The organism is Acidovorax sp. FHTAMBA (assembly GCF_038958875.1).
Taxonomy (GTDB): Bacteria; Pseudomonadota; Gammaproteobacteria; order Burkholderiales; family Burkholderiaceae_C; genus Acidovorax.
Genome location: NZ_CP152407.1, coordinates 2062186 through 2083043, shown reverse-complemented (window position 1 = coordinate 2083043; position 20858 = coordinate 2062186). Strand labels below are relative to the sequence as shown.

General features: G+C 67.4%; 19 protein-coding genes. 12 read left to right on the top strand and 7 right to left on the bottom strand.

Going from position 1 to position 20858, the window contains the following annotated elements:
* Positions 1-91 precede the first annotated feature (91 nt).
* Entirely contained in the window at positions 92-1003 is a 912-nt protein-coding gene (locus AAFF19_RS09785) for a LysR substrate-binding domain-containing protein (RefSeq protein ID WP_038201631.1), read from the bottom strand.
* Between the two features lie 95 nt (positions 1004-1098).
* Here AAFF19_RS09785 and AAFF19_RS09780 point away from each other — a divergent pair, with 95 nt between their 5' ends.
* The 8 genes from AAFF19_RS09780 to AAFF19_RS09745 all read left to right on the top strand — a co-directional run bounded on the left by AAFF19_RS09780 (position 1099) and on the right by AAFF19_RS09745 (position 7905).
* Positions 1099-1788, top strand: a complete 690-nt coding sequence (locus tag AAFF19_RS09780; protein ID WP_210436213.1) for a substrate-binding domain-containing protein — start codon at positions 1099-1101, stop codon at positions 1786-1788.
* Between the two features lie 40 nt (positions 1789-1828).
* Complete coding sequence (locus tag AAFF19_RS09775) at positions 1829-2863, top strand: amidohydrolase family protein (RefSeq protein ID WP_038201627.1); 1035 nt, start codon at positions 1829-1831, stop codon at positions 2861-2863.
* Position 2864: 1 nt separating this feature from the next.
* On the top strand, positions 2865-3548 hold the full coding sequence (gene ligK, locus AAFF19_RS09770) for a 4-carboxy-4-hydroxy-2-oxoadipate aldolase/oxaloacetate decarboxylase (protein WP_038201624.1): 684 nt from the start codon (positions 2865-2867) through the stop codon (positions 3546-3548).
* Between the two features lie 65 nt (positions 3549-3613).
* Positions 3614-4534, top strand: a complete 921-nt coding sequence (locus tag AAFF19_RS09765) for an amidohydrolase family protein (protein WP_038201621.1) — start codon at positions 3614-3616, stop codon at positions 4532-4534.
* Between the two features lies 1 nt (position 4535).
* A complete protein-coding gene (gene ligA / locus AAFF19_RS09760; RefSeq protein WP_038201619.1) occupies positions 4536-4973 on the top strand; it encodes a protocatechuate 4,5-dioxygenase subunit alpha in 438 nt (145 codons plus the stop codon).
* A 1-nt stretch (position 4974) separates the two neighbouring features.
* Entirely contained in the window at positions 4975-5835 is an 861-nt protein-coding gene (locus AAFF19_RS09755; RefSeq protein ID WP_038201617.1) for a class III extradiol dioxygenase subunit beta, read from the top strand.
* Positions 5836-5877: 42 nt separating this feature from the next.
* Positions 5878-6825 (top strand): Gfo/Idh/MocA family oxidoreductase, encoded by a 948-nt coding sequence (locus AAFF19_RS09750; protein WP_038201604.1) that lies wholly within the window; start codon positions 5878-5880, stop codon positions 6823-6825.
* A gap of 78 nt (positions 6826-6903) precedes the next feature.
* Positions 6904-7905 carry an aldo/keto reductase gene (locus tag AAFF19_RS09745; protein ID WP_038201601.1) on the top strand — a complete coding sequence of 334 codons (1002 nt, stop codon included), beginning with the start codon at positions 6904-6906 and terminating at the stop codon, positions 7903-7905.
* 150 nt (positions 7906-8055) lie between these two features.
* Here AAFF19_RS09745 and AAFF19_RS09740 read toward each other — a convergent pair whose 3' ends face one another.
* From AAFF19_RS09740 to AAFF19_RS09715, 6 genes are all read right to left on the bottom strand, one after another.
* On the bottom strand, positions 8056-8793 hold the full coding sequence (locus tag AAFF19_RS09740; protein WP_038201598.1) for an aspartate/glutamate racemase family protein: 738 nt from the start codon (positions 8791-8793) through the stop codon (positions 8056-8058).
* A 13-nt stretch (positions 8794-8806) separates the two neighbouring features.
* Positions 8807-9814, bottom strand: a complete 1008-nt coding sequence (locus tag AAFF19_RS09735) for a tripartite tricarboxylate transporter substrate binding protein (RefSeq protein WP_051952871.1) — start codon at positions 9812-9814, stop codon at positions 8807-8809.
* 56 nt (positions 9815-9870) lie between these two features.
* Positions 9871-10764: an amidohydrolase family protein gene (locus AAFF19_RS09730; RefSeq protein WP_038201595.1), complete on the bottom strand. Its 894-nt coding sequence runs from the start codon at positions 10762-10764 to the stop codon at positions 9871-9873.
* A gap of 17 nt (positions 10765-10781) precedes the next feature.
* The gene (locus tag AAFF19_RS09725; protein WP_038201593.1) at positions 10782-11306 is read right to left on the bottom strand and encodes a cupin domain-containing protein; all 525 of its coding nucleotides are present in this window, start codon (positions 11304-11306) and stop codon (positions 10782-10784) included.
* A 20-nt stretch (positions 11307-11326) separates the two neighbouring features.
* Positions 11327-12304, bottom strand: a complete 978-nt coding sequence (locus AAFF19_RS09720) for a tripartite tricarboxylate transporter substrate binding protein (RefSeq protein ID WP_051952867.1) — start codon at positions 12302-12304, stop codon at positions 11327-11329.
* Between the two features lie 1040 nt (positions 12305-13344).
* Complete coding sequence (locus AAFF19_RS09715; protein ID WP_342721724.1) at positions 13345-14340, bottom strand: porin; 996 nt, start codon at positions 14338-14340, stop codon at positions 13345-13347.
* A 256-nt stretch (positions 14341-14596) separates the two neighbouring features.
* Between AAFF19_RS09715 and AAFF19_RS09710 the strand changes: the two genes are divergently transcribed.
* The 4 genes from AAFF19_RS09710 (at position 14597) to AAFF19_RS09695 (ending at position 20755) form a co-directional block, all read left to right on the top strand.
* Positions 14597-15559, top strand: a complete 963-nt coding sequence (locus tag AAFF19_RS09710) for an IS5 family transposase (protein WP_008904232.1) — start codon at positions 14597-14599, stop codon at positions 15557-15559.
* Between the two features lie 877 nt (positions 15560-16436).
* Positions 16437-17429 carry a tripartite tricarboxylate transporter substrate binding protein gene (locus AAFF19_RS09705; protein ID WP_038201588.1) on the top strand — a complete coding sequence of 331 codons (993 nt, stop codon included), beginning with the start codon at positions 16437-16439 and terminating at the stop codon, positions 17427-17429.
* Between the two features lie 12 nt (positions 17430-17441).
* The gene (locus AAFF19_RS09700; RefSeq protein WP_297526208.1) at positions 17442-19256 is read left to right on the top strand and encodes a thiamine pyrophosphate-binding protein; all 1815 of its coding nucleotides are present in this window, start codon (positions 17442-17444) and stop codon (positions 19254-19256) included.
* Positions 19253-20755, top strand: coding sequence for an aldehyde dehydrogenase family protein (locus AAFF19_RS09695; RefSeq protein ID WP_038201583.1), 1503 nt, complete (start codon positions 19253-19255; stop codon positions 20753-20755). Before AAFF19_RS09700 ends, AAFF19_RS09695 begins: the two co-directional genes overlap by 4 nt.
* The last annotated feature ends 103 nt before the right edge of the window (positions 20756-20858 follow it).

Sequence of the window (20858 nt, the reverse complement as noted above, 5' to 3'; positions counted from 1 at the left end):
GGGCCACATGCGCCGAAAGGCCGGGAGCCTGCGGGACTGTCGCCCATGGACGGCCCGGCCATCGGGCACACCGAGCCGGGCCGACCGGCCTTCATTCCGGTCGGAGGACCTTGGTGACCGTAAGCCGCACCAGGTCCAGCGTGGCCTTCTGGACCTGCGTGGCGGGGCGTTGCAGGCTGGTCGCCAGGGACAGCGCTATGCGCAGCGGCGGCGTGCCGATGACCTGGGCGCTGTAGGCAGAAGGAATTGGCGAATTGCGCAGCGCGTTGCGCGGCAGCACCGCGTACCCAGCCCCGTCGGCCACCATGTCCAGGATGGCGGCGACCCCGTCGATCTCCAGCGCGATGTCGGGCCGGCAGCCGATGAGCGCCATCTCGGCTTCCACGTGCATGCGTACCGCGTTGGGGCGCGAGGGAATGACCAGCGGCAGCCGCGCGACCTCGGTGAGCGCGATCGGGCCGGGTGGCGGATCCTCGGCCAGACCGCGCGGGCGGGCGCGCACGAGCAGCAGATCCTCGTCCATGAGGTGCGACACATCAACATCGCGCACCGGCTGGCCGTTGTAGAGCACGACGATGTCCAGGCGGCCGCTGACCAGCCCTCGCAGGAGTTCGCTCGAAAGCCCTTCGCTGATCGAGAGCCGCGCCTCCGGCATTTCCTTGCGGAACGCGCGCATGAGTGGCACCGCCATCACGCGCGCCACGCTGCTGGGCAGCCCGATGGCGACGGCGCCCGAGACGCCGCCGCGCAGGCGCTCCATGTCCTCCCGCGCCCGCGCCATCTGGTGCAGGATGCCCCGACCATGGTCGATCAGCACCCTGCCCGCCTCCGTGGGCGTGACGCCGCGTCCGTTGCGCACCAGCAGGCTCTGGCGCAGTTCCACCTCCAGCAGCCGGACCTGCCGGCTCAGGGCCGACTGGGCCATGCCGAGGGCCGCCGCGGCATGGGTGAAGCTGCCCATTTCGGCGACCCGCACAAAGTACTCGAGCTGCTTCAGATCCATCGGCAAATGAGATATCTGGTAGACCAATCGGCCACTTCTTGTATAGCTGCAATTGCCGCAGAATACTCCAAAATTCTTAGTCGACAAACAATCCTATGACTGCTCCGCTTCGTGGAATCTCCTCCATGGCCACCCGCCAGGTACTGGCCGAGCTGCTGCCCACCTACGAGCAGCGCAGCGGCCAGCGCGCCGTCATCGAGGCCGTGGGCGGAGTGGACGCCGCCAAGCGCGTGCAGGCCGGCGAGCTCTTCGACGTGGTGGTGCTCGCCTCCGACGCCATCGACAAACTCATCGCCTCCGGTGCCATCGTCGCAGGCAGCAAGACCGACTGGGTGTGCTCCGGCGTTGCCGTGGCCGTGCGCACCGGTGCGCCGCTGCCCGACCTGGGCTCGGAAGACGCGGTGCGCAGCGCCGTGCTGGTCGCGCGTAGCATCAGCGTCTCCACCGGTCCGAGCGGCGTGGCGCTGACCAAACTGTTCGAGCGCTGGGGCATTGCCGACCAAGTGGCCGGCCGCACGGTACAGGCCCCGCCCGGCGTGCCCGTGGGATCGCTGGTGGCGCGAGGCGAGGTGGAGCTCGGCTTCCAGCAACTGAGCGAACTGCTGCACGTGCAAGGCATCACCGTCGTCGGCCCGCTGCCGCCCGCGATCCAGATCACGACCACGTTCTCGTCGGGCGTGGCGACCACCAGCGCACAGCCGGCGGCGGCCCAGGCGCTGCTCGACTTCCTCGCCTCGCCCGCCGCCTCGGACGCCAAGCGGCGGCAGGGCATGGAGCCGGCATGACCCCGACCACCACCTGCAGACACCCACGGAGCACCACGCAATGAGCCTCATCATCGACTGCCACGGCCACTACACCACGGCCCCCAAGGCGCTGGAGAACTGGCGCAACGCGCAGATCGCCGGTATCAAGGACCCGGCGGCCATGCCCCAAGTGGCCGACCTGAAGATCAGCGACGACGAGCTGCGCGAGTCCATCGAGACCAACCAGCTGCGCCTGATGAAGGAGCGCGGCAGCGACATCACCCTGTTCAGCCCGCGCGCGAGCTTCATGGCGCACCACATCGGCGACTTCAACGTGTCGAGCACCTGGGCCGCCATCTGCAACGAACTGTGCTTCCGCGTGAGCGAGCTGTTCCCCGACCACTTCGTGCCCGTGGCGATGCTGCCGCAAAGCCCGGGCGTGGACCCCGCGACCTGCATCCCCGAGCTGGAGAAGTGCGTCAAGGACTACGGCGCCGTGGGCATCAACCTGAACCCCGACCCTTCCGGCGGCCACTGGACCAGCCCGCCGCTGACCGACAAACACTGGTACCCCATCTACGAAAAGATGGTGGAGTACGACCTGCCCGCCATGGTCCACGTGAGCACGAGCTGCAATGCGTGCTTCCACACCACGGGCGCGCACTATCTCAACGCCGACACGACGGCCTTCATGCAGCTGATCCAGGGCGACCTGTTCAAGGACTTCCCCACGCTCAAATTCCTCATCCCGCATGGCGGCGGTGCCGTGCCCTACCACTGGGGGCGCTTTCGCGGCCTGGCGCAGGAGATGAAGAAGCCGCTGCTGGATGACCACCTGATGAACAACGTGTTCTTTGACACCTGCGTGTACCACCAGCCCGGCATCGACCTGCTGAACACCGTGATCCCGGTGAAGAACGTGCTGTTTGCCAGCGAAATGATTGGCGCCGTGCGGGGCATCGACCCCACCACCGGCAACTACTACGACGACACCAAGCGCTACATCGAAGCGTCGAAGATTCTGAGCGCCGAAGACAAGCACCAGGTCTACGAAGGCAACGTGCGCCGCGTGTTCCCGCGCCTTGATGCGCGCCTGAAAGCAAAGGGGCTCTGACATGTACGAACTCGGCGTTGTCTACCGCAACATCACCCGCGCCGGCCGCGCAGCCGCCGACGGCTTGGCGGCCCTGGGCTCGGCCACCGTGCACGAGGCCATGGGCCGCGTGGGTTTGCTCAAGCCCTATATGCGGCCCATCTACAGCGGCCAGCAGGTCAGCGGCACGGCGGTCACCGTGCTGCTGCAGCCGGGAGACAACTGGATGATGCATGTGGCGGCCGAGCAGATCCAGCCCGGCGACATCGTGGTGGCGGCCGTCACCTCCGAGTGCACCGATGGCTACTTTGGCGACCTGCTGGCCACCTCGTTCCAGGCGCGTGGCGCACGCGCGTTGGTCATCGACGCGGGCGTGCGCGACGTGAAGACGCTGCAGGAAATGGGCTTCCCCGTGTGGAGCCGCGCCATCAGCAGCAAGGGCACCATCAAGGCCACGCTGGGCTCGGTGAACATTCCCGTGGTGTGCGCCGGTGCGCTGGTCACGCCCGGCGACGTGATCGTGGCCGATGACGACGGCGTGGTGTGTGTGCCCGCCGCCCGCGCGGCAGAGACCTTGGCCGCTGCGCAAAAGCGCGAGAGCTTCGAGGGTGAAAAGCGCGCCAAGCTGGCCAGCGGCGTGCTGGGCCTCGATATGTACAACATGCGCCCCGCACTGGAGAAGGCGGGCCTGCGTTACATCGATTGATTTCAAGTGTTTTTGGCATATAGCGCTTATGTAGCAAGCGCAAGCAGCTATCAAATTAAAAGCAAATGACCACTGAATTCACCAAGACCCCCGGCTGGCTGGACTGGTACGCAGGCCCGAGCAAGCCGCGCTTCCAGGTGCCGCCTGGCAGCGTGGACGCGCACTGCCACGTCTTCGGCCCCGGCGCCGAATTCCCCTACGCGCCCGAGCGCAAGTACACGCCCTGCGACGCGAGCAAGCAGCAGCTCTATGCCCTGCGCGACCACCTGGGCTTTGCCCGCAACGTGGTCGTGCAGGCCACCTGCCACGGCGCGGACAACCGGGCCATGGTCGATGCGCTAGTGCATTCGGGCGGCAAGGCACGCGGCGTCGCCACCGTCCGCCGCTCCATCACCGACGATGAACTGCAGCAACTGCACGACGCTGGTGTGCGCGGCGTGCGCTTCAATTTCGTGAAGCGGCTGGTGGACTTCACGCCCAAGGACGAGCTGATGGAGATCGCGGGGCGCATCGCCCAGCTCGGCTGGCACGTGGTCATCTACTTCGAGGCCGTGGATTTGCCCGAGCTGTGGGACTTCTTCACCAGCCTGCCCACCACCGTGGTGGTGGACCACATGGGCCGCCCCGACGTGAGCAAGCCGGTGGCCGGCCCCGAGTTCGCGCTGTTCCTCAAATTCATGCGCGAGCACCCCAACGTGTGGAGCAAGGTGAGCTGCCCCGAGCGCCTGTCCGTTACCGGCCCCAAGGCGCTGAACGGCGAACAGAACGCCTATGCCGACGTGGTGCCCTTCGCCCGCAAGGTGGTCGAGGCGTTCCCCGACCGCGTGCTCTGGGGCACTGACTGGCCGCACCCCAACCTCAAGGACCACATGCCCGACGACGGCCTGCTGGTGGACTTCATCCCCCACATCGCGCCCACGGCGGAGCTGCAGAAGAAGCTGTTGGTCGATAACCCCATGCGCCTCTACTGGCCCGAGGAAAACTGACATGGCCCTGGACAAACCCTACAAGGACGTGCCCGGCACGACCATCTTCGACGCGGAGCAGTCGCGGCTGGGCTACCACCTCAACCAGTTCTGCATGTCGCTCATGAAGGCCGACAACCGCCGGCGCTTCCTGGCCGACGAGCGCGCCTACCTCGACGAGTGGGCGATGACCGAGGACCAGAAGCAGGCCGTGCTCGCGCGCGACCTCAACCGCTGCATCGCGCTGGGCGGCAACATCTACTTCCTGGCCAAGATCGGCGCGACCGACGGCAAGAGCTTCCAGCAGATGGCGGGCTCCATGACCGGCATGACCGAAGAGGAATACCGCAACATGATGATCGGCGGCGGCCGCTCCGCCGAAGGCAACCGCTACATCGGCGAGGACGGCGACGCCCAGGCGCACCGCCAACCCCAAGGTGCCGCTGGAAAGAAGGGCTGACATGGCCAAGATCACCGCATCCGTCTACACCTCCCACGTGCCCGCCATCGGCGCGGCGCTCGACCTGGGCAAGACCCGGGAGCCCTACTGGCAGCCGCTGTTCGCGGGCTACGACTTCTCCAAGGAATGGGAGAAGGCCCAGAAGCCCGACGTGGTGTTCCTGGTCTTCAACGACCACGCCACCGCGTTCAGCCTGGACATGATCCCCACCTTCGCCATCGGCACCGCGGCCCAGTACCAGCCCGCCGACGAAGGCTGGGGCCCGCGCCCCGTGCCCACCGTCCACGGCCACCCGGAGCTGGCGGCGCACATCGCGCAGTCCGTCATCCAGGACGACTTCGACCTCACCATCGTCAACAGGATGGACGTGGACCACGGCCTCACCGTGCCGCTGTCGCTGATGTTCGGCCAGCCCGAGGCCTGGCCCTGCAAGGTCATTCCGTTCGCCGTCAACGTGGTGCAGTACCCCGTGCCCTCGGGCAACCGCTGCTTCCAGCTGGGCAAGGCGATCCGCAAGGCCATCGAGTCGTTCGACGAAGACCTCAACGTGCAGATCTGGGGCACGGGCGGCATGAGCCACCAGCTGCAGGGCCCGCGCGCCGGCCTCATCAACAAGGACTGGGACAGCCGGTTCCTGGACCGCCTCATCGCCAAGCCGGCCGAGCTGGCCAAGGTGCCGCACATCGAATACGTGCGCGAGGCCGGCAGCGAAGGCATCGAGCTGGTGATGTGGCTCATCGCGCGCGGCGCCATGGCCGACGTCGCTGGCGGCCCCGCGCCCAAGGTGGTGCACCGCTTCTTCCACGTGCCTGCCAGCAACACCGCGGTGGGCCACCTGATCCTGGAGAATCAGCCGGCCTGAGGCTGGCTGATCCCGATTCGACCCGCATAAAGGACCCCCACCATGACCATCAAAGTAGCCCTGGCCGGTGCCGGCGCCTTCGGCATCAAGCACCTGGACGGCATCAAGAACATCCCGGACGTCAAAGTCGTCTCCCTCATCAGCCGCGACTTGACCAAGACCCGCGAAGTGGCCGACAAGTACGGCATCCAGCACGTCACCACCGACCTGAAGGACAGCCTGGCGATCAAGGAAGTGGACGCCGTCATCCTGTGCACGCCCACGCAGATGCACGCCAGCCAGTCCATCGCCTGCCTCGAAGCCGGCAAGCACGTGCAGGTCGAGATCCCGCTGTGCGACGTGCTGGCCGATGGCGAGAAGGTCGTCGCCCTGCAGAAGCAGACCGGCCTGGTGGCCATGTGCGGCCACACCCGCCGCTTCAACCCCAGCCACCAGTACGTGCACCAAAAAATCGAGGCCGGCGAATTCCACATCCAGCAGATGGACGTGCAGACCTACTTCTTCCGCCGCACCAACATGAACGCGCTGGGCCAGCCGCGCAGTTGGACGGACCACCTGCTGTGGCACCACGCCGCCCACACCGTGGACCTGTTCGCCTACCAGGCCGGCAGCCCCATCGTCAAAGCCAACGCCATCCAGGGCCCCATCCACAAGGATTTGGGCATCGCCATGGACATGAGCATCCAGCTCAAGGCCGCCAACGGCGCCATCTGCACGCTCTCCTTGAGCTTCAACAGCGATGGCCCGCTGGGCACCTTCTTCCGCTACATCGGCGACACGGCCACCTACATCGCGCGCTACGACGACCTGGTGAACGGCAAGGAAGAGAAGATCGATGTGAGCAAGGTGGATGTGAGCATGAACGGCATCGAGCTGCAGGACCGCGAGTTCTTCGCCGCCATCCGCGAAGGCCGCGAGCCCAACGCCAGCGTGGCGCAGGTGCTGCCGTGCTACCAGGTGCTGCACGGTCTGGAACGGCAGTTGAGCTGAGTCCGCGCCGGTCGGCACCGTATCGTTTCCAACGCATACGCGGCAGGCGCCGCGGGCGTTCTTCCTGGGAGAAGCGCAATGCAGACACGCACCCTCGGCCCATTCGAAGTCAGCGCCATCGGTCTGGGCTGCATGAACCTCTCGCACGCCTACGGCGCACCCGTCTCCGCCGACACCGGCGAGCGCGTGCTGCTGGCGGCTCTGGATGCCGGCGTGACGCTGTTCGACACGGCAGCGCTGTACGGCTTCGGTGCCAACGAGGAGCTGGTAGGCCGCGTCCTCCGGCCCCATCGCCAGCGCATCACGCTGTGCAGCAAGGGCGGCATGGCCGGCGTGAAGGGCGAGGACGGCGTGACGCGCCGCGTAATCGACGGCCGCCCCGCCACGCTGCGCACCAATTGCGAGGACAGCCTGCGCCGCCTGGGCACCGACGTGATCGACCTGTACTACCTGCACCGCTGGGACAAGCGGGTTCCCATCGAGGACTCGGTCGGCGAGCTGTCGCGGCTGGTTGCGGCAGGCAAGGTGCGGGCGATCGGCCTGTCGGAGGTCTCCGCCGCCACGTTGCGCCGCGCGCACGCCGTGCACCCCGTCACCGCAGTGCAGACCGAGTACTCCCTATGGACGCGCAACCCGGAGATCGCGGTCCTCGACGCATGCCGCGAGCTGGGCGCGGGCTTCGTGGCCTTCAGTCCCCTGGCGCGCGGCTTCCTCTGCGGCGACCTCACGGACGTGGGCACACTCCATGAAAAGGACATCCGCCGCGCCATGCCGCGCTTCGCGCCCGAGGCCTACGCGGCCAACCTGAAGCTGCTGGACGGCTACCGCAGGATCGCCCGGGACGCCGGCTGCACCCCAGCGCAGTTGGCCCTGGCCTGGCTGCTGCACCAGGGCGGCCACATCGTCCCCATCCCCGGCACTACGAGCGTGGAACACCTGCGGGACGACCTGGGCGCCGCCAACGTGCGGCTGCCCGCCGCGATGATCGCGCGGCTGAACGTTCTGATCAACGAACTCACCGTGGTCGGTCAGCGCTACAGCGCGCAGAGCGCGAACGAGGTCGACACCGAAGCCTTCTAAGCCCGCGGGGGCGCGTGGAACCCGCCAGCCCGCCTTTGCGGTGCCGCGAGCGCCCTGCAGCCAGGGCTTAGTACGGCGCGAGGGCAGGAAGGCCCAGGCGGGGGCTCCGCCCCGCCCTCTTCCAGCGGTCAGGCCGCGCCTCGTCCCCCCTCAGGCAGCGCCGGCGCGGGCTAGCAGGCGCCCGTAGCCTGGAACCCCTGCCGCTACGCCAAGCTTGCGCATGCAGTACCAGGCCACGGCCGTGTTGCTCGTGACGACGGGCCGTCCCAGGGAGCGCTCCAGGGTCTCGATGGTTTCGGCCGTCCGCACGGTGGTGCAGCTGAGGACGTATGCGTCCGCCAGCGCATGGGCATGGCCCGTGGCGAACGCGTGCCACGCCTGCGGCGCGATCGCCATCATCTCGCGACCGGTGCTGCAATCCATGCCGACGTTGCCGAGGATCTCGAATCCATGCTGGGCAAAGTAAGCAGCCTCCCGTTCGTTGACGGCCGCCGTGTACGGGGAGAGCAGCACCACCCGCCGCGCCGGCAGGGCCTGCAGCGCCGCCACCAGGGCCTGCGACGTGGCCACGCAGGGCAGTCCGGTCGCGGACCGGATGCGCGCGAGAATCGACGCCTCGAGCTCGGCGCTGTAGGTCGACACGGCGGTGCAATGGAACACCACGATGCCGACGCCCGCGTCCGCGAGCAGCTCGGCGGCACGCTCGACGTCCCGGGCCATGCCCAGCAGGCTCGCCTCCGAACTGTCCACGAGCTTCAGCCGCGTGACCGCGATGGCGATGTCGGCAGGAAGCATCGCGCGCAGTTGCGGCTCGGCAGCCTGGTTCACGGAGGGCAGCAGCACGCCGATGCGCCCGCCCGATCCGTAGTCGAGTGCTGGGGCGGTCATGCCGGTACGCACCTCAGTTCAGCTTGAGTCCGAGCTCCTTGATCAGGGGCGCGTACTTGGCGGTCTCCCGCCGGATGGTCTCGTCCATCTCCTCGGGCGTGGTGCCCGCCGTCTCCAGGCCGAACACCATGAGCTGGTCCCTCACTTCCTTGCGCTGCACGACCTCCATGACGTCCTTGTGGATCTTGTCGATGATCGCCCGCGGCGTGCCGGCGGGCGCGGACAGTGCATTCCACATCAACAGCTCGTAGCCCTTGAGTCCGGCCTCCGCCAGCGTCGGCACGTCGGGCAAGGCCGCGGAACGGACCGGGCCCGTCGTGGCCAGGGCGCGGATCTTCCCGGACTGGATGTGCGGGACATTGGCCGCGATGCCGTCGAAGGCGACCTCGACGTCCCCCGAGAGCATTCCCTTCACCACCTCCGAGGCGCCGCGGTATGGCACCTGGACCAGCTTGATGCCGCTCTGCCGCGTGAACATCTCGCCCGCGAGCTGCGTGGACGTGGTGCTGGAGCCGTAGTTGATGCTGCCGGGCTGGGCCCGGGCGGCGGCCACTAGGTCGGCCACCGTCCTGAAGGGCGTCCGGTCGGTTGCGGTGAGCACCAGGGACTGGCGGGCGACGATCGAGATGGACGCGAAATCCTTGATCGGATCGTAGGGCAGCCGCGAATACAGCGCCGGGTTCAGCGTGTACGTCGAATCCAAGGGCATGAACAAGGTGTAGCCGTCAGGTGCGGCGCGGGCGGCCTCCTGCGCCGCGATCAGCGTGTTGGCCCCGCCCTTGTTGTCCACGACGACGGGCTGGCGCCACTTCTCGGACAGGCGTTGCGCGATCGCGCGGCCCAGCACGTCGGCGGGACCGCCGGCCGGGAAGGGCACGATCAGGCGCACCGGCCTGGCGGGGAAGCTGGTCGCGGCCTGCGCCTGCGCCTGCGCCGCGGCGGGCAGGACCGGCAGCATAAGCATCGGGACGAACAGCGCGGCGCGCGGCGCCACGCGGCGCAGCAGATGGAACATGGGCATGGGGGTCTCCTATTGCTCGTGATCGCGGGGGGGTCGGCGGCGCCGGAGCGGGCCGCTCAGAACCCGTACAACTGCTCGGGGTTGCGCACCAGGATCCGGTGGCGCAGCGCTTCGTCGGGCACCCAAGTCAGCATCTGGTCCAGCAGGTCCGTGGTGTTGGGCATCTCGCCCTTGAACGAGACGTGCGGCCAGTCGCTGGCCCATACCAGGCGGTCCGGCCGGGCGGCCAGCAGCGCCTGGATGTAGGGCACCATGTCCTCGTACGGCGGAGGGAGTGCCGACATCCGGTAGCCGCAGGACAGCTTGACCCAGCATCGCCCCTTGTTTACCAGCCTCAGCAGCGCCTGGAAGCCAGGCTGCCCCAAGCCGTCACCGGGCCTGAGAGAGCCCATGTGGTCAATCACGACATCGGTGGGCAGTTCGCGCAGGGTGGGCTCCATCTCGGCCAGCGGAGCCCGGCCCTGGTCATCCATGACGTGGAGCTGCACATGCCAGCCCAGGCGGGCGATGCGCGCCGCGAGCGTCGGCATCTCGGCCAGCGGGACGGCGCCGGCATGGCCGATGTTGTAGCGCACTCCCCGCACGCCGACTTCGTGCAGGCGGTCCAGTTCGGCCTCCTGCACGTCGGCCCGCAGCGCGACGACGACGCGCGCCGGCCGGCCCAGCTCGGCCACCGCCGCTAGGTGCCGGCGGTTGTCGGTGCCGTAGCCGCTGGGCTGCACGAGCACTAGGCGCTCAACGCCCAGGGTGTCGTGCAACGCGCGCAGCTGCGCCGGCAAGGCATCGGGCACATCGAAGGCGCGCGTCGCGGCCACCGGATAGCGGTCAGCGGGGCCGTAGACATGCACATGGCAATCCGCGGTCCCCGGCGGGCAGACCAGCCGGGGCTTGCGGGGAGCTGGATCGGGAGGCTGGCACAGCGGAATCTCCGCGCCGGCCCGGATGCTCATTGCAGGCGACGGGCTGCTCATTCGTAGATCCGATCCTCGTACAGCACCACCGGCACTTCCTTGTTCTTCTCGGAATAGCCATCGAAGGGCTTGCCCTCCAGGTCGATGCGCGCGAGCACGTCGCTGTCGGGGTCGATGTGCGCGCCGATGCGCAGCATGACGAGTTCCTCCCCGTCCTCCTTCGCATGGAACCAGTAGAAGGTGCCGGCCGGCAGCAGCACGCAGTCGTTCCTGCCGACCTCGCGCGTCTCGCCATTCGGTCCGTGGAACACCGCGCCGCCCTGCAGGATGACGAACACGTGGTCCTCGTTGGAATGCGCGTGGATCTCGTTCTCGCCGCCGCTCGCGTAGGTCTTGAGCACCACGTTCATGTAGCGCGACGCGCCAAGGACCTGGTTGGTGCGGCCCTGCTTCGGCAACTGGGCCCGGATGTGGAAGAAGCTGGGCTGGCCCGGCTTTTCCAGGCGCGCCATCTCGGCGCGCCACTCCGCGGCGCTGTTGACGATCGGCGCGAAGCTGTTGGTAAGTCTGTTCGTGGTCATGGTGATCTCCTTCGTGAATGTCAATCGATCCTGATGCCGGCTTCCGCGATGACGGGACGCCACCTGGCGGCCTCCGAGGTGATGAAGCCGCGCAGCGCCTGCGGCGAGCTGGCGTCGGCCAGCAGCCCGGCGCCCAGGAGCTTCTCCTGCACGTCCTTGGATGCGAGGGCCTGCGTCAGCGCGCGGTTGAGCTCGTCCACCACCGCCGCGGGCGTTCCCTTGGGCGCCAGCAGCGCCATCCACACGTCGATGTCGGGCAGTTTGATCCCCACATCGGCCATCGACGGCACGTTGGGCAGCGTAGGGATGGGCTTGGCGCTCAGGCGCGCGAGCGGCCGCAGCGTGCCCTTCTCGAAATGGGGCATGGCGGTCGTGATGCCGTCGATGGTGAACGTGACGTCCTTGGTCAGTAGGCTCTGGGTCGTGCCCGCGCTGCCCTTGTAGGGAACCGAGACCACCTCCTTGCCCAGCGTGCGCTTGAGCAGTTCGCCGGAGAGCTGGGACGTGAAGGTGCCGAAGCCATAGCTCAGCGCGGCAGGGCCGGCCTTGGCCTGCGCGACCAGCGCCTGCATGGACTGCGGACCGGCCTGGTGCGTCATAACCACCAGGGGCGTGGTGGCCACCTTGCCGATCGGCTCGAAGTCCTTGACGGGATCGTAGGGCAGCTTGGCGTAGAGGTACTGGTTCATCACCAGCGTGTTGTCGATGGCCATCAGCAGCGTGTAGCCGTCCGGCGCCGCCTTCGCCACCGCATCGGCGCCGATGATGGTGTTGGCCCCAGGCTTGTTGTCCACCACGATCGGCTGGCGCATCAGCTCGCCCATGCGCTGCCCGACGACGCGGGCCAGCAGGTCGGTGGGACCGCCGGCCGGGAACGGCACGACCATCCGGATCGGCCGGCTGGGATAGTCACGGGAAGCTGGTGCTTGTGCGTGCACCGGAAGGGCGGCGCAAATGAGCGACACGGCGAGGGCCGCGGCGACCTGGAAGGTCTTCATGGGGTGTCTCCTGGGCGGTTGTCGATATCCGCGATTCGTTGTCGCGGACGCTTGTTGACCGCCGTCAATTCTGGTGGGCCCGTGCGTCCCCGGCAACGCAGGCTGGCCTATTCGCTGTATCGAAGAAATGAATTCACCAGGATCCACGCCCTTCATAGATCTGAACCGTCGCCAGTGGTGGCCAACTCCGAAGAGGCGCGGCGCCCTCCAGGGGCATGGCCCATGGGTTACGCCACGCGCCGCGCGGCCGACGGCAGGCAGCGTGGTCACCATTGGGTACAGGCGCGGCCGCACGAAGCGCAGTTCGCGCTCCACATCACAGCAGGCCGGCTTAATCCGCCGGAGTTCCTGGTCCTGCCCTTGTCCGCCGCGCTTGCCTGGCAGCTGGCGAGCGCATCCGCATCGCTGAGCACCTGGCCGACGCGCAATGAGAGGTCCAACTCGAGAAGGCGCCGGCGTCGCTCAAAGCCTGGGTGGCGCGGGCGGTGCGGTGCGCGCCTGCGCATGCGACGGTGCCGGGGACCAGCGTTCCGGGAGAGCCCATGTTCGCTGACTGCACCGGCGAAGCGACGGGCCCTCAGCCGCGGCGCGGGCGCAGCACGCCAACGCGCGAGCCGATCAGAGCGGCGCGGCCGCTCCGAGGCGCAGCTTCAAGCGGCCTTCGGGCCGCTCGGCGCACCACGCTGAGCGCAGTGCCTTCTGCCGCCCGCGCCGGGCGGTGGGCCCGGACTTGCGCAGTGGGCAATGCCCTTGCCCACCTTCTCGGAGCGTTCCGCGGGCAGGTACCCGTGCGCAAAAAAAGGCGCCGGGTTGCCCCGGCACCAAACCTTGGAGATAACAATGCAAAAGGGTCCCGGCGTCCTGCCACCGCAGCCCGTCGCGGAGCTGCGGCGACGCGGCGCCGGTCGCCATCATCAGAAGTTGTGCCGGACCCCCATGTAGATGTTCCGGGAACTGCCGCTGGCCGAGCCGACCAGCGTGGCCGGCGCCTGCGCAGTGCCGGTGCCCAGCACGTACTGCGAGCCGTTCTTGTTGCTGATCTATCCCACGCCGAAGTACAGGCGCGTCCTCTTCGACAGGTCGTAGTCGCCGCCGAGTGCAATCCAGTTCGCGTCCCGGTTGCCCGTCAACGCCGTGTAGTCCGACCTGTCGTTGACGCGGGTGAACTGGGCAATGGCCGTGAATTGCCCGAAAGGCACGCGCACGCCGACGTTGGTCAGCCTGAACTCGCTCGTCGAGGCACCCGGGAGCCGCGCGATGGCTCCGGTGCAGGTCACGCAGGAATTCTTCTCCACCGTCATGCCCATGAAAAACTTGGCGAAGCGGGCGTCGTACGAGCCACCGAGCACCATCGCCGAGACCTTGCCCGCGGCGTCGTCCGGTCCCTCCTGCCGCTGGAAGCCAGCGTTGAGGTCGAAGCCGCCGGCTTGGTATCGCGCGGATGCGCCGTACCCGCGTCCGATCGTCGCCGAATTCTCACCGAACGAGTACTGGCCACGGAACTCGATGCCGCCCCAGCGCGGCGACACGTAGTTGACCGCGTTGTCCTGCCGCGCCGACACGCCCATCGGCAGCACCTGGCGCTGCGTGGTCGGGCTGATGTTCCGGGTGAGCGCGAGCAGCCCGCCCGCGCCTTCCCAGACGAAGGCATCCACACTGCTCTGGACCATGTAGTAGGGAGTGGGAATGCGGCCCATCTGCAACGTGCCGAACCGCGCGTCGCTCAGCCCGACCGACGCCTCGCGTCCGAACGCGCGACCGCCTTGGCCGAGCGTGCCGTCGTCGAGGTTGATGCCCATCTCGAGGCGGAAGACAGCAGCAAGCCCTCCCCCAAGGTCCTCCACACCGCGAAAGCCCAGGTTGCTCCCGGCGCTTCCCCCCGAGATCACCCGATTGACGCTACCGCCTCCCGAACGCGGCGAGTCCACGCCTGCATCCGCTCGCCCATAGATGGTCACGCTGCTCTGCGCGTTGGCTGCGCCGCAGACGGACAGCAGCACGGCGCATGCGACCGCATGCTTGGCCATTCCGTTCATAGTTGTCTCCTTCGTTGAACTTGGGGCTTTGCCCCACTTCCTCTTCTTCACATTGCGCCTGGCGTCTCATGGGAAAGTTCCACGCGCAGCCCACCAAAGACCACATCGCTCGATGACTCGCGGATTCATCGTGGCTCCTCCGGCTCGGGGAAGTATAGATAGTCGACTAACTTTTTAGATAGTCACCTAAGGAAATCCTGCAAAACCCCCCGCAGTGTTTGGTACATGTCAGCATGCAATGGCATCCTCACAGGCCATGAAGCAAAGCAGCCTTGACCTGAATCTGAGCACCAAGAAGACCCGCAAACAGGAACTGCTGGTCCAGATGGATCGGGTGGTTCCCTGGGCTGCATTGATCGATGTCATTGCCCCGTACTACCCCGAGGGCAAGAACGGCCGCCCACCCTTTGCCCTGGAGACCATGCTGCGCATCCACTGCATGCAGCAGTGGTTTACCTTGTCGGATCTGGCGATGGAAGAAGCCCTCTTTGACACCCCGATCTACCGGGAGTTTGCAGGGCTCGATGCCCATGGACGAATGCCTGACGAGAGCACCATTTTGAGGTTTCGCCACCGGCTGGAGAAGCACAAGCTGGCCGAGCAGATTCTGGCCACCGTCAACGAACTGCTGGCAGCGCAGGGCTTGCTGCTCAAGGCGGGCACTGCGGTAGACGCCACGTTGATCGCAGCGCCCAGCTCTACCAAGAACAAGGACAGAAAGCGCGATCCAGAGATGCACTCAAGCCAAAAGGGCAATGAATGGCACTTTGGCATGAAGGCCCACATTGGCGTGGACGCGGAGTCAGGACTGGTGCATACCGTCATCGGAACCTCGGGCAACGTGGCCGACGTTGTAGAAGGCAACAGCTTGCTGCACGGGCAAGAAAAAGACGGGTTTGGTGACGCGGGCTATCAAGGCGTTCACAAGCGCCCGGATGCCAGGGCGGGCGTGACGTGGCACATAGCGATGCGCCCGGGCAAGCGCAAAGAGCTGGACAAAGAGAACAACCCCGTTGACGCGCTCATAGACCGGGTGGAGAAGATCAAGGCAAGCATCCGGGCCAAGGTGGAGCATCCCTTTCGGGTGATCAAGCGGCAGTTTGGATATGTGAAGGTGCGCTACCGGGGATTGAAGAAGAACACACTGCAGCTCAAGACGCTGTTTGCGCTGTCCAACCTGTGGATGGTGCGCCACCAATTGCTGGGGGCGAAGGGATGAGTGCGCCCGCAAACAGCCGTGCAGCCGCAGCGGCTGCGCAAGTGGCCCCCACAAGGGGCACCAAACAAGGCGGAACCGCTGGAAAGACGGTCTCCATTGCGCCAGATGAAAAACTCAGTCTCGTAGCACGCGCGAAACCGAGTTGTTCAGGACATCCCTAAGTAAATATCTCAGGTAAAAATCGAACGCTTGTGGCAGGCGTGCGACGCTTTTTCAGCCGACTTGCCAGCGGCCGCGGAACGCTGACAGAGACCATCCAGGATGGCATCGGAACCAACCCGGATTGATTGGCTGATCAATGCCTCGCGGCGAAGCGCGCAGCATCCCATCGGGTACAGATCCCATTGCCGCGGCAAGGAGCGATGCACGATCGGACACGGGACATGGCCCATGTCCGGCCGATGGAACGACCCGGTCAGCGATCCGGTCGCGCTCCCACCTCTGCCCGCCATTCACGGGCACGCAGGCGCGTCCGCCGGCGGTGCGCTTCCAATTTCCACGCGCCGCTAGTCGGGCCATCGCCGGCCCCGTGCCGATGCGCGAGACCGTGGGCACTGCTCAGCGCCGCACGGACACGCGGCCCAGTGGTCAGGGCAGCACGGCGTCTTCGCCAATGCGCGCGACGTGCGATGGAAGCCGGGCCCATTGGCCACGCGGGCCGACAGCGAACCCATTGACGCGAACAGCATGGGCAGCGGGCGGCGCCGGTTGAACCATCGATCAACATCGGGATGGACCCTAGCTCGCCATGCCGGCTGCCGTGCCAGATTGCTTCCGTCATAGGTTGACCGCGCATTCAAGCTTGATGCACATCAACCTTGTTCCTAGCATTCGGTTCTTCTTAGGGCACGTGTAGTTGCCTGCAACCGGAGACACCATGAAGAATCCATCCAGCCCCACGCGGCGCTCGCTGCTCGCGGCCGCCACCATGCTCGCCGCAGGCTTCGGCCACATGGCGATCGCGCAAGAGAACTACCCCACCAAGCCGGTCACCCTCATCGTGCCCTTCACTCCCGGCGGTAGCAACGACGTCATCGCCCGCGTGATTGGCCAGCGGCTCAGCCAGATCTGGAACCAGCCGGTCATCGTGGACAACAAGGCAGGCGCCGCCGGAAGCATCGGGACCGACCACGTGGCCAAGGCCCCTGCGGATGGCTACAAGCTGCTGATCACCAACAACAACACCATGTCCATCAATCCGGTGCTGTTGCCCAACACGCCGTACGTCGTCGCGCGCGACTTCGCCCAGGTCACGCAGCTCGGCGCGGTGCCTGTCGTGCTGGTCGTGAACTCGAACGTGAAGGCGACGACCGTGAAGGAACTGGTGGATCTCGCGAAGGCCGCTCCGGGCAAGCTGACCTATGCCTCGTCGGGCTCCGGCAGCCCGCAGCATCTGTCCGCAGAGCTCTTCAAGGCAATGACGGGCACCGACATCACCCACATCCCCTACAAGGGCGCTGCGCCTGCCATCACGGACATGCTGGCCGGCCAGGTCGACCTGCAGTTCGGCGCCATCAACTCGCTGCTGCCACACATCCGCACCGGGAAGCTGCGCGCGCTCGCCGTGGGCGGCACCCGGCGCGCCTCCCTGCTGGCCGATGTCCCGACGATGGCCGAGGCGGGCCTGCCCCAGTACGACAGCGAGATCTGGCTCGGCTTGGCGGCTCCCGCAGGGACGCCTGCGGCGGTGATCAAGCGGATCAACGAAGATGTCACCAAGGTCCTGGTGGAGCCTGCGGTGAAGGAAAAGCTCGCCGAGCAAGGCATCGATGCGCGGCCGAGCACGCCGCGGGAGATGACCAAGCTGGTCGAGAAGGACACCGCGCGATGGGCAAGTGTCATCAAGAGCGCGGGCATCAAGGCCGATTGAGCGGAGTAACCATTGAATTCGAAGCAAGCCATTCCTTTGCGCCGCGACATCCCCGCACCGGGCGCCGGCGCCAGCGCCGGCAGTCTGTGGGCCAGCGACGCGATCGCGGAGATGATCCGCGCGCTCGACATCCCCTATGTCCTCCTGAACCCCGGCTCGAGCTTCCGCGGTCTGCACGACAGCCTCGTCAACCACCTCGGCAACATCGATCCGCAGATGCTGGTCGTGCTCCATGAGGAGCATGCCGTCGCGATCGCCCACGGCTATGCGAAGGTCACAGGGAAGCCGCTGGCTGCCATTGTTCACAGCAACGTGGGCCTGATGCATGCGTCCATGGCGATCTTCAACGCCTGGGTGGACCGCGTGCCCGTGCTGGTCCTGGGCGCGACGGGCCCGGTCGATGCGGCCAAGCGGCGCCCCTGGATCGACTGGATGCACACCGCGCAGGACCAGGGCGCACTGGTGCGCGACTTCAGCAAGTGGGACGCGCAGCCGGCTTCCGTCGCCGCGTCGTACGAGGCGCTGCTGCGGGCCAAGCAGATCGCGCTGAGCGCTCCCGCCGGCCCCACCTACGTGTGCTTCGATGTCTCGCTGCAGGAAACGCGCATCGATGCGATCCCGGCGCTGCCGGACGTCAGCCGCTACCAGGTTCCCTCGCCCGCCGTGCCGGGCAGGGACGAGCTGGCCAGAGCCGCAGCGCTGCTTTCGGGCGCGTCCCGTCCGGTAATTCTGATGGGGCGGGTCTCCAGGTCCAGCGAAGGCTGGCGCCAGCGCATCGAGTTGGCCGAGAAGCTCAATGCGCAGGTTCTCACCGACTTGCGGGCCGGCGCGTCTTTCCCCACCGACCATCCGCTGCACGCGGCCGTGCCGGGCGTCTTCCTGACCCCGGACGCGGCCGCCACGCTGCGCGCCGCCGATGTCGTGCTGAGCCTGGACTGGTACGACCTGAACGGCACGCTGCAGCAGGCATGGCGCAACGAGAGCGTCGGCGCCAAGGTGATCCAGGTCTCGCTCGACCACTACAGCCATCGCGGCTGGAGCATGGACCACCAGGGCCTGCCCCCGGTGGACGTGTTCATGCCGGTCGAGCCGGACGTCGCCGTGCCCCTGCTCTGCGCTGCCTGCACCGAGCGCACCTCGGCCCTCCGGGCTCCGAAGCGCCCAATGGCCATGCCACCGGTTCCGGAAGACGGGACAATCAGCATCGCGATGGTCGCCGACGCCCTGCGCCGGGCCGCGGGCACGCAGCCCGTCACCCTGATCCGCGTACCGCTGGGTTGGAGCGGCGAGATGGGCCACTTCCGCGACCCGCTGGACTACCTGGGCATGGACGGGGGCGCCGGCATCGGCTCCGGGCCGGGCATGGCCGTCGGCGCCGCGCTGGCGCTGCGCGGCACCGACCGCCTGCCCGTGCTGATGACCGGCGACGGCGACTACCTGATGGGCCTGACGGCACTGTGGACCGCCGCCAATGCCGGCGTTCCCCTGCTCACCATCGTCTGCAACAACCGGTCGTTCTTCAACGACGAGCTGCACCAGGAGCGCGTGGCCCGCGATCGCGACCGCCCGGTGCAGAACCGGTGGATCGGGCAGCGCATCGGAGACCCGGACCCCGATCTGGCCGCGCTCGCGCGCGGCCTCGGCCTGCAGGGCCTCGGGCCGACGGACAGCCCGTCGGAGCTCGACGAGGTCCTGGCCCGCGCCGTCGCCGCGGTGCGGGAAGGAGCGACCGTCGTCGTCGATGTGCACGTCACGCCGGGCTACAGCGCCGCGATGGCCTCCGGCATGACCCGCTCCCATGAAGACCAGGAAGGAGCCCAGCCATGACAGCGGCCCCCATCGTCCTGCCGGACAGCGGCGACCTGAGCCCCTACGTCCAGCGCGTCCTGCCCCGGTCGAGCGGGCTCTTTTGGGACGGCCGCTGGCAGGAGGGAGCGGGCCAGGCGATCGCGACCTTCAACCCGTCCACGGGCGAGCGTCTGGCCGACGTGACCTCGGCGGGTTCGGCGGAGGTTGACGCCTCGGTCGCCTCGGCGAAGGCCGCCTTCCCGGCCTGGGCCGAGAGCCCTCCCCTGCAGCGCGCGGCGCTGCTGCGTGAAGCGGCACGCCGCGTGCGCCTGCATTCACGCGAGCTGGCGCTGCTGGACGCCGCCAACTGCGGCAATCCCGTGCGCGCCATGCAGATGGACGCGGAGATCGCGGCCACCCAGCTGGACTACTTCGCGGGACTGGTGCTCGAGATCAAGGGCGAGACCATCCCCACCGCCAACGGCGCGCTGAACTACACGCTCAGGGAACCGCTCGGCCCGGTCGCGCGGATCTTCCCCTTCAACCACCCGTTCATGTTCGCGGCCGGCAAGATCGCCGCGCCGCTCGCGGCGGGCAACACGGTCATTCTCAAGCCGCCGGAGCAGGCGCCGCTGTCGACCATCCGGCTGATGGAGATCCTGGACGGCCTGTTCCCCCCGGGCGTGCTGAACTGCATCGCCGGCGGCCGGGACACGGGTGCCGCGCTGTCCGTGCACCCGGATGTGCAGGCCGTCGCGCTGATCGGAAGCGTCGGGGCGGGCAAGGCCGTGCTGCGGTCCGCCGCGGAGACGATGAAGCGCACCCTGCTGGAGCTGGGCGGCAAGAACGCGATGGTCATCTACCCCGACGCGGACCTGCGCAGCGCGGTGGAGGGGGCCGTGCGCGGCATGAACTTCACGTGGTGCGGGCAGTCGTGCGGCTCCACGAGCCGCCTGTACGTGCACCGATCCCTGCACGACGAGTTCATGCAGCGCGTGACGCAGGAGCTCGCGCGCAAACACCGGCCCGGCATCGCGACCCATCTGGACACGACCATGGGCGCAATGGCGAGCCGCGCCCAGTACGACCGCACGCTGCACTACATCCAGGCCGGCATCGACGAGGGGGCCACGCTGCTGACCGGTGGCCGCACGGCGCGCGACGCGCAACTAAAGGACGGGCTGTTCATCGAGCCCACCATCTTCACGGGCGTGCGGCCCGACATGCGGATCGCACGCGAAGAGATCTTCGGCCCGGTGCTCTCGGTGTTTTCCTGGGACGACGAGGACCGGATGCTGGCCGAGGTCAATGGCACGGAGCTCGGGCTGACGGCCTCGGTGTGGACCACGAGCCTGAACACCGGCCTGCGTGCCGCGAAGCGGATCCAGTCGGGCTACGTGTGGGTCAACGAGTGTTCGGTGCACATCCCCGGCGCGCCGTTCGGCGGCTACAAGCAGTCCGGCGTCGGCAGGGAGGAATGCAAGGAGGAGCTGCTGGAGTTCACGCAGCTGAAGAACGTCAACGTGAAGCTCGGCTAGGGATCATGGTCGCTCGATAGGTGGTCAAGAGGATCGTCTCCGGCATCGTGGATCGCGCGCTTGCGTGCTCCGAGCAACACGCGATGAGTGTCCCCAACCGCAA

Excerpts from the sequence above, each read along its gene's own strand:
- AAFF19_RS09785 (WP_038201631.1), bottom strand. The coding sequence starts at position 1,003 with ATGGATCTGAAGCAGCTCGAGTACTTTGTGCGGGTCGCCGAAATGGGC.
- AAFF19_RS09780 (WP_210436213.1), top strand. The coding sequence starts at position 1,099 with ATGACTGCTCCGCTTCGTGGAATCTCCTCCATGGCCACCCGCCAGGTA.
- AAFF19_RS09775 (WP_038201627.1), top strand. The coding sequence starts at position 1,829 with ATGAGCCTCATCATCGACTGCCACGGCCACTACACCACGGCCCCCAAG.
- ligK (WP_038201624.1), top strand. The coding sequence starts at position 2,865 with ATGTACGAACTCGGCGTTGTCTACCGCAACATCACCCGCGCCGGCCGC.
- AAFF19_RS09765 (WP_038201621.1), top strand. The coding sequence starts at position 3,614 with ATGACCACTGAATTCACCAAGACCCCCGGCTGGCTGGACTGGTACGCA.
- ligA (WP_038201619.1), top strand. The coding sequence starts at position 4,536 with ATGGCCCTGGACAAACCCTACAAGGACGTGCCCGGCACGACCATCTTC.
- AAFF19_RS09755 (WP_038201617.1), top strand. The coding sequence starts at position 4,975 with ATGGCCAAGATCACCGCATCCGTCTACACCTCCCACGTGCCCGCCATC.
- AAFF19_RS09750 (WP_038201604.1), top strand. The coding sequence starts at position 5,878 with ATGACCATCAAAGTAGCCCTGGCCGGTGCCGGCGCCTTCGGCATCAAG.
- AAFF19_RS09745 (WP_038201601.1), top strand. The coding sequence starts at position 6,904 with ATGCAGACACGCACCCTCGGCCCATTCGAAGTCAGCGCCATCGGTCTG.
- AAFF19_RS09740 (WP_038201598.1), bottom strand. The coding sequence starts at position 8,793 with ATGACCGCCCCAGCACTCGACTACGGATCGGGCGGGCGCATCGGCGTG.
- AAFF19_RS09735 (WP_051952871.1), bottom strand. The coding sequence starts at position 9,814 with ATGCCCATGTTCCATCTGCTGCGCCGCGTGGCGCCGCGCGCCGCGCTG.
- AAFF19_RS09730 (WP_038201595.1), bottom strand. The coding sequence starts at position 10,764 with ATGAGCATCCGGGCCGGCGCGGAGATTCCGCTGTGCCAGCCTCCCGAT.
- AAFF19_RS09725 (WP_038201593.1), bottom strand. The coding sequence starts at position 11,306 with ATGACCACGAACAGACTTACCAACAGCTTCGCGCCGATCGTCAACAGC.
- AAFF19_RS09720 (WP_051952867.1), bottom strand. The coding sequence starts at position 12,304 with ATGAAGACCTTCCAGGTCGCCGCGGCCCTCGCCGTGTCGCTCATTTGC.
- AAFF19_RS09715 (WP_342721724.1), bottom strand. The coding sequence starts at position 14,340 with ATGAACGGAATGGCCAAGCATGCGGTCGCATGCGCCGTGCTGCTGTCC.
- AAFF19_RS09710 (WP_008904232.1), top strand. The coding sequence starts at position 14,597 with ATGAAGCAAAGCAGCCTTGACCTGAATCTGAGCACCAAGAAGACCCGC.
- AAFF19_RS09705 (WP_038201588.1), top strand. The coding sequence starts at position 16,437 with ATGAAGAATCCATCCAGCCCCACGCGGCGCTCGCTGCTCGCGGCCGCC.
- AAFF19_RS09695 (WP_038201583.1), top strand. The coding sequence starts at position 19,253 with ATGACAGCGGCCCCCATCGTCCTGCCGGACAGCGGCGACCTGAGCCCC.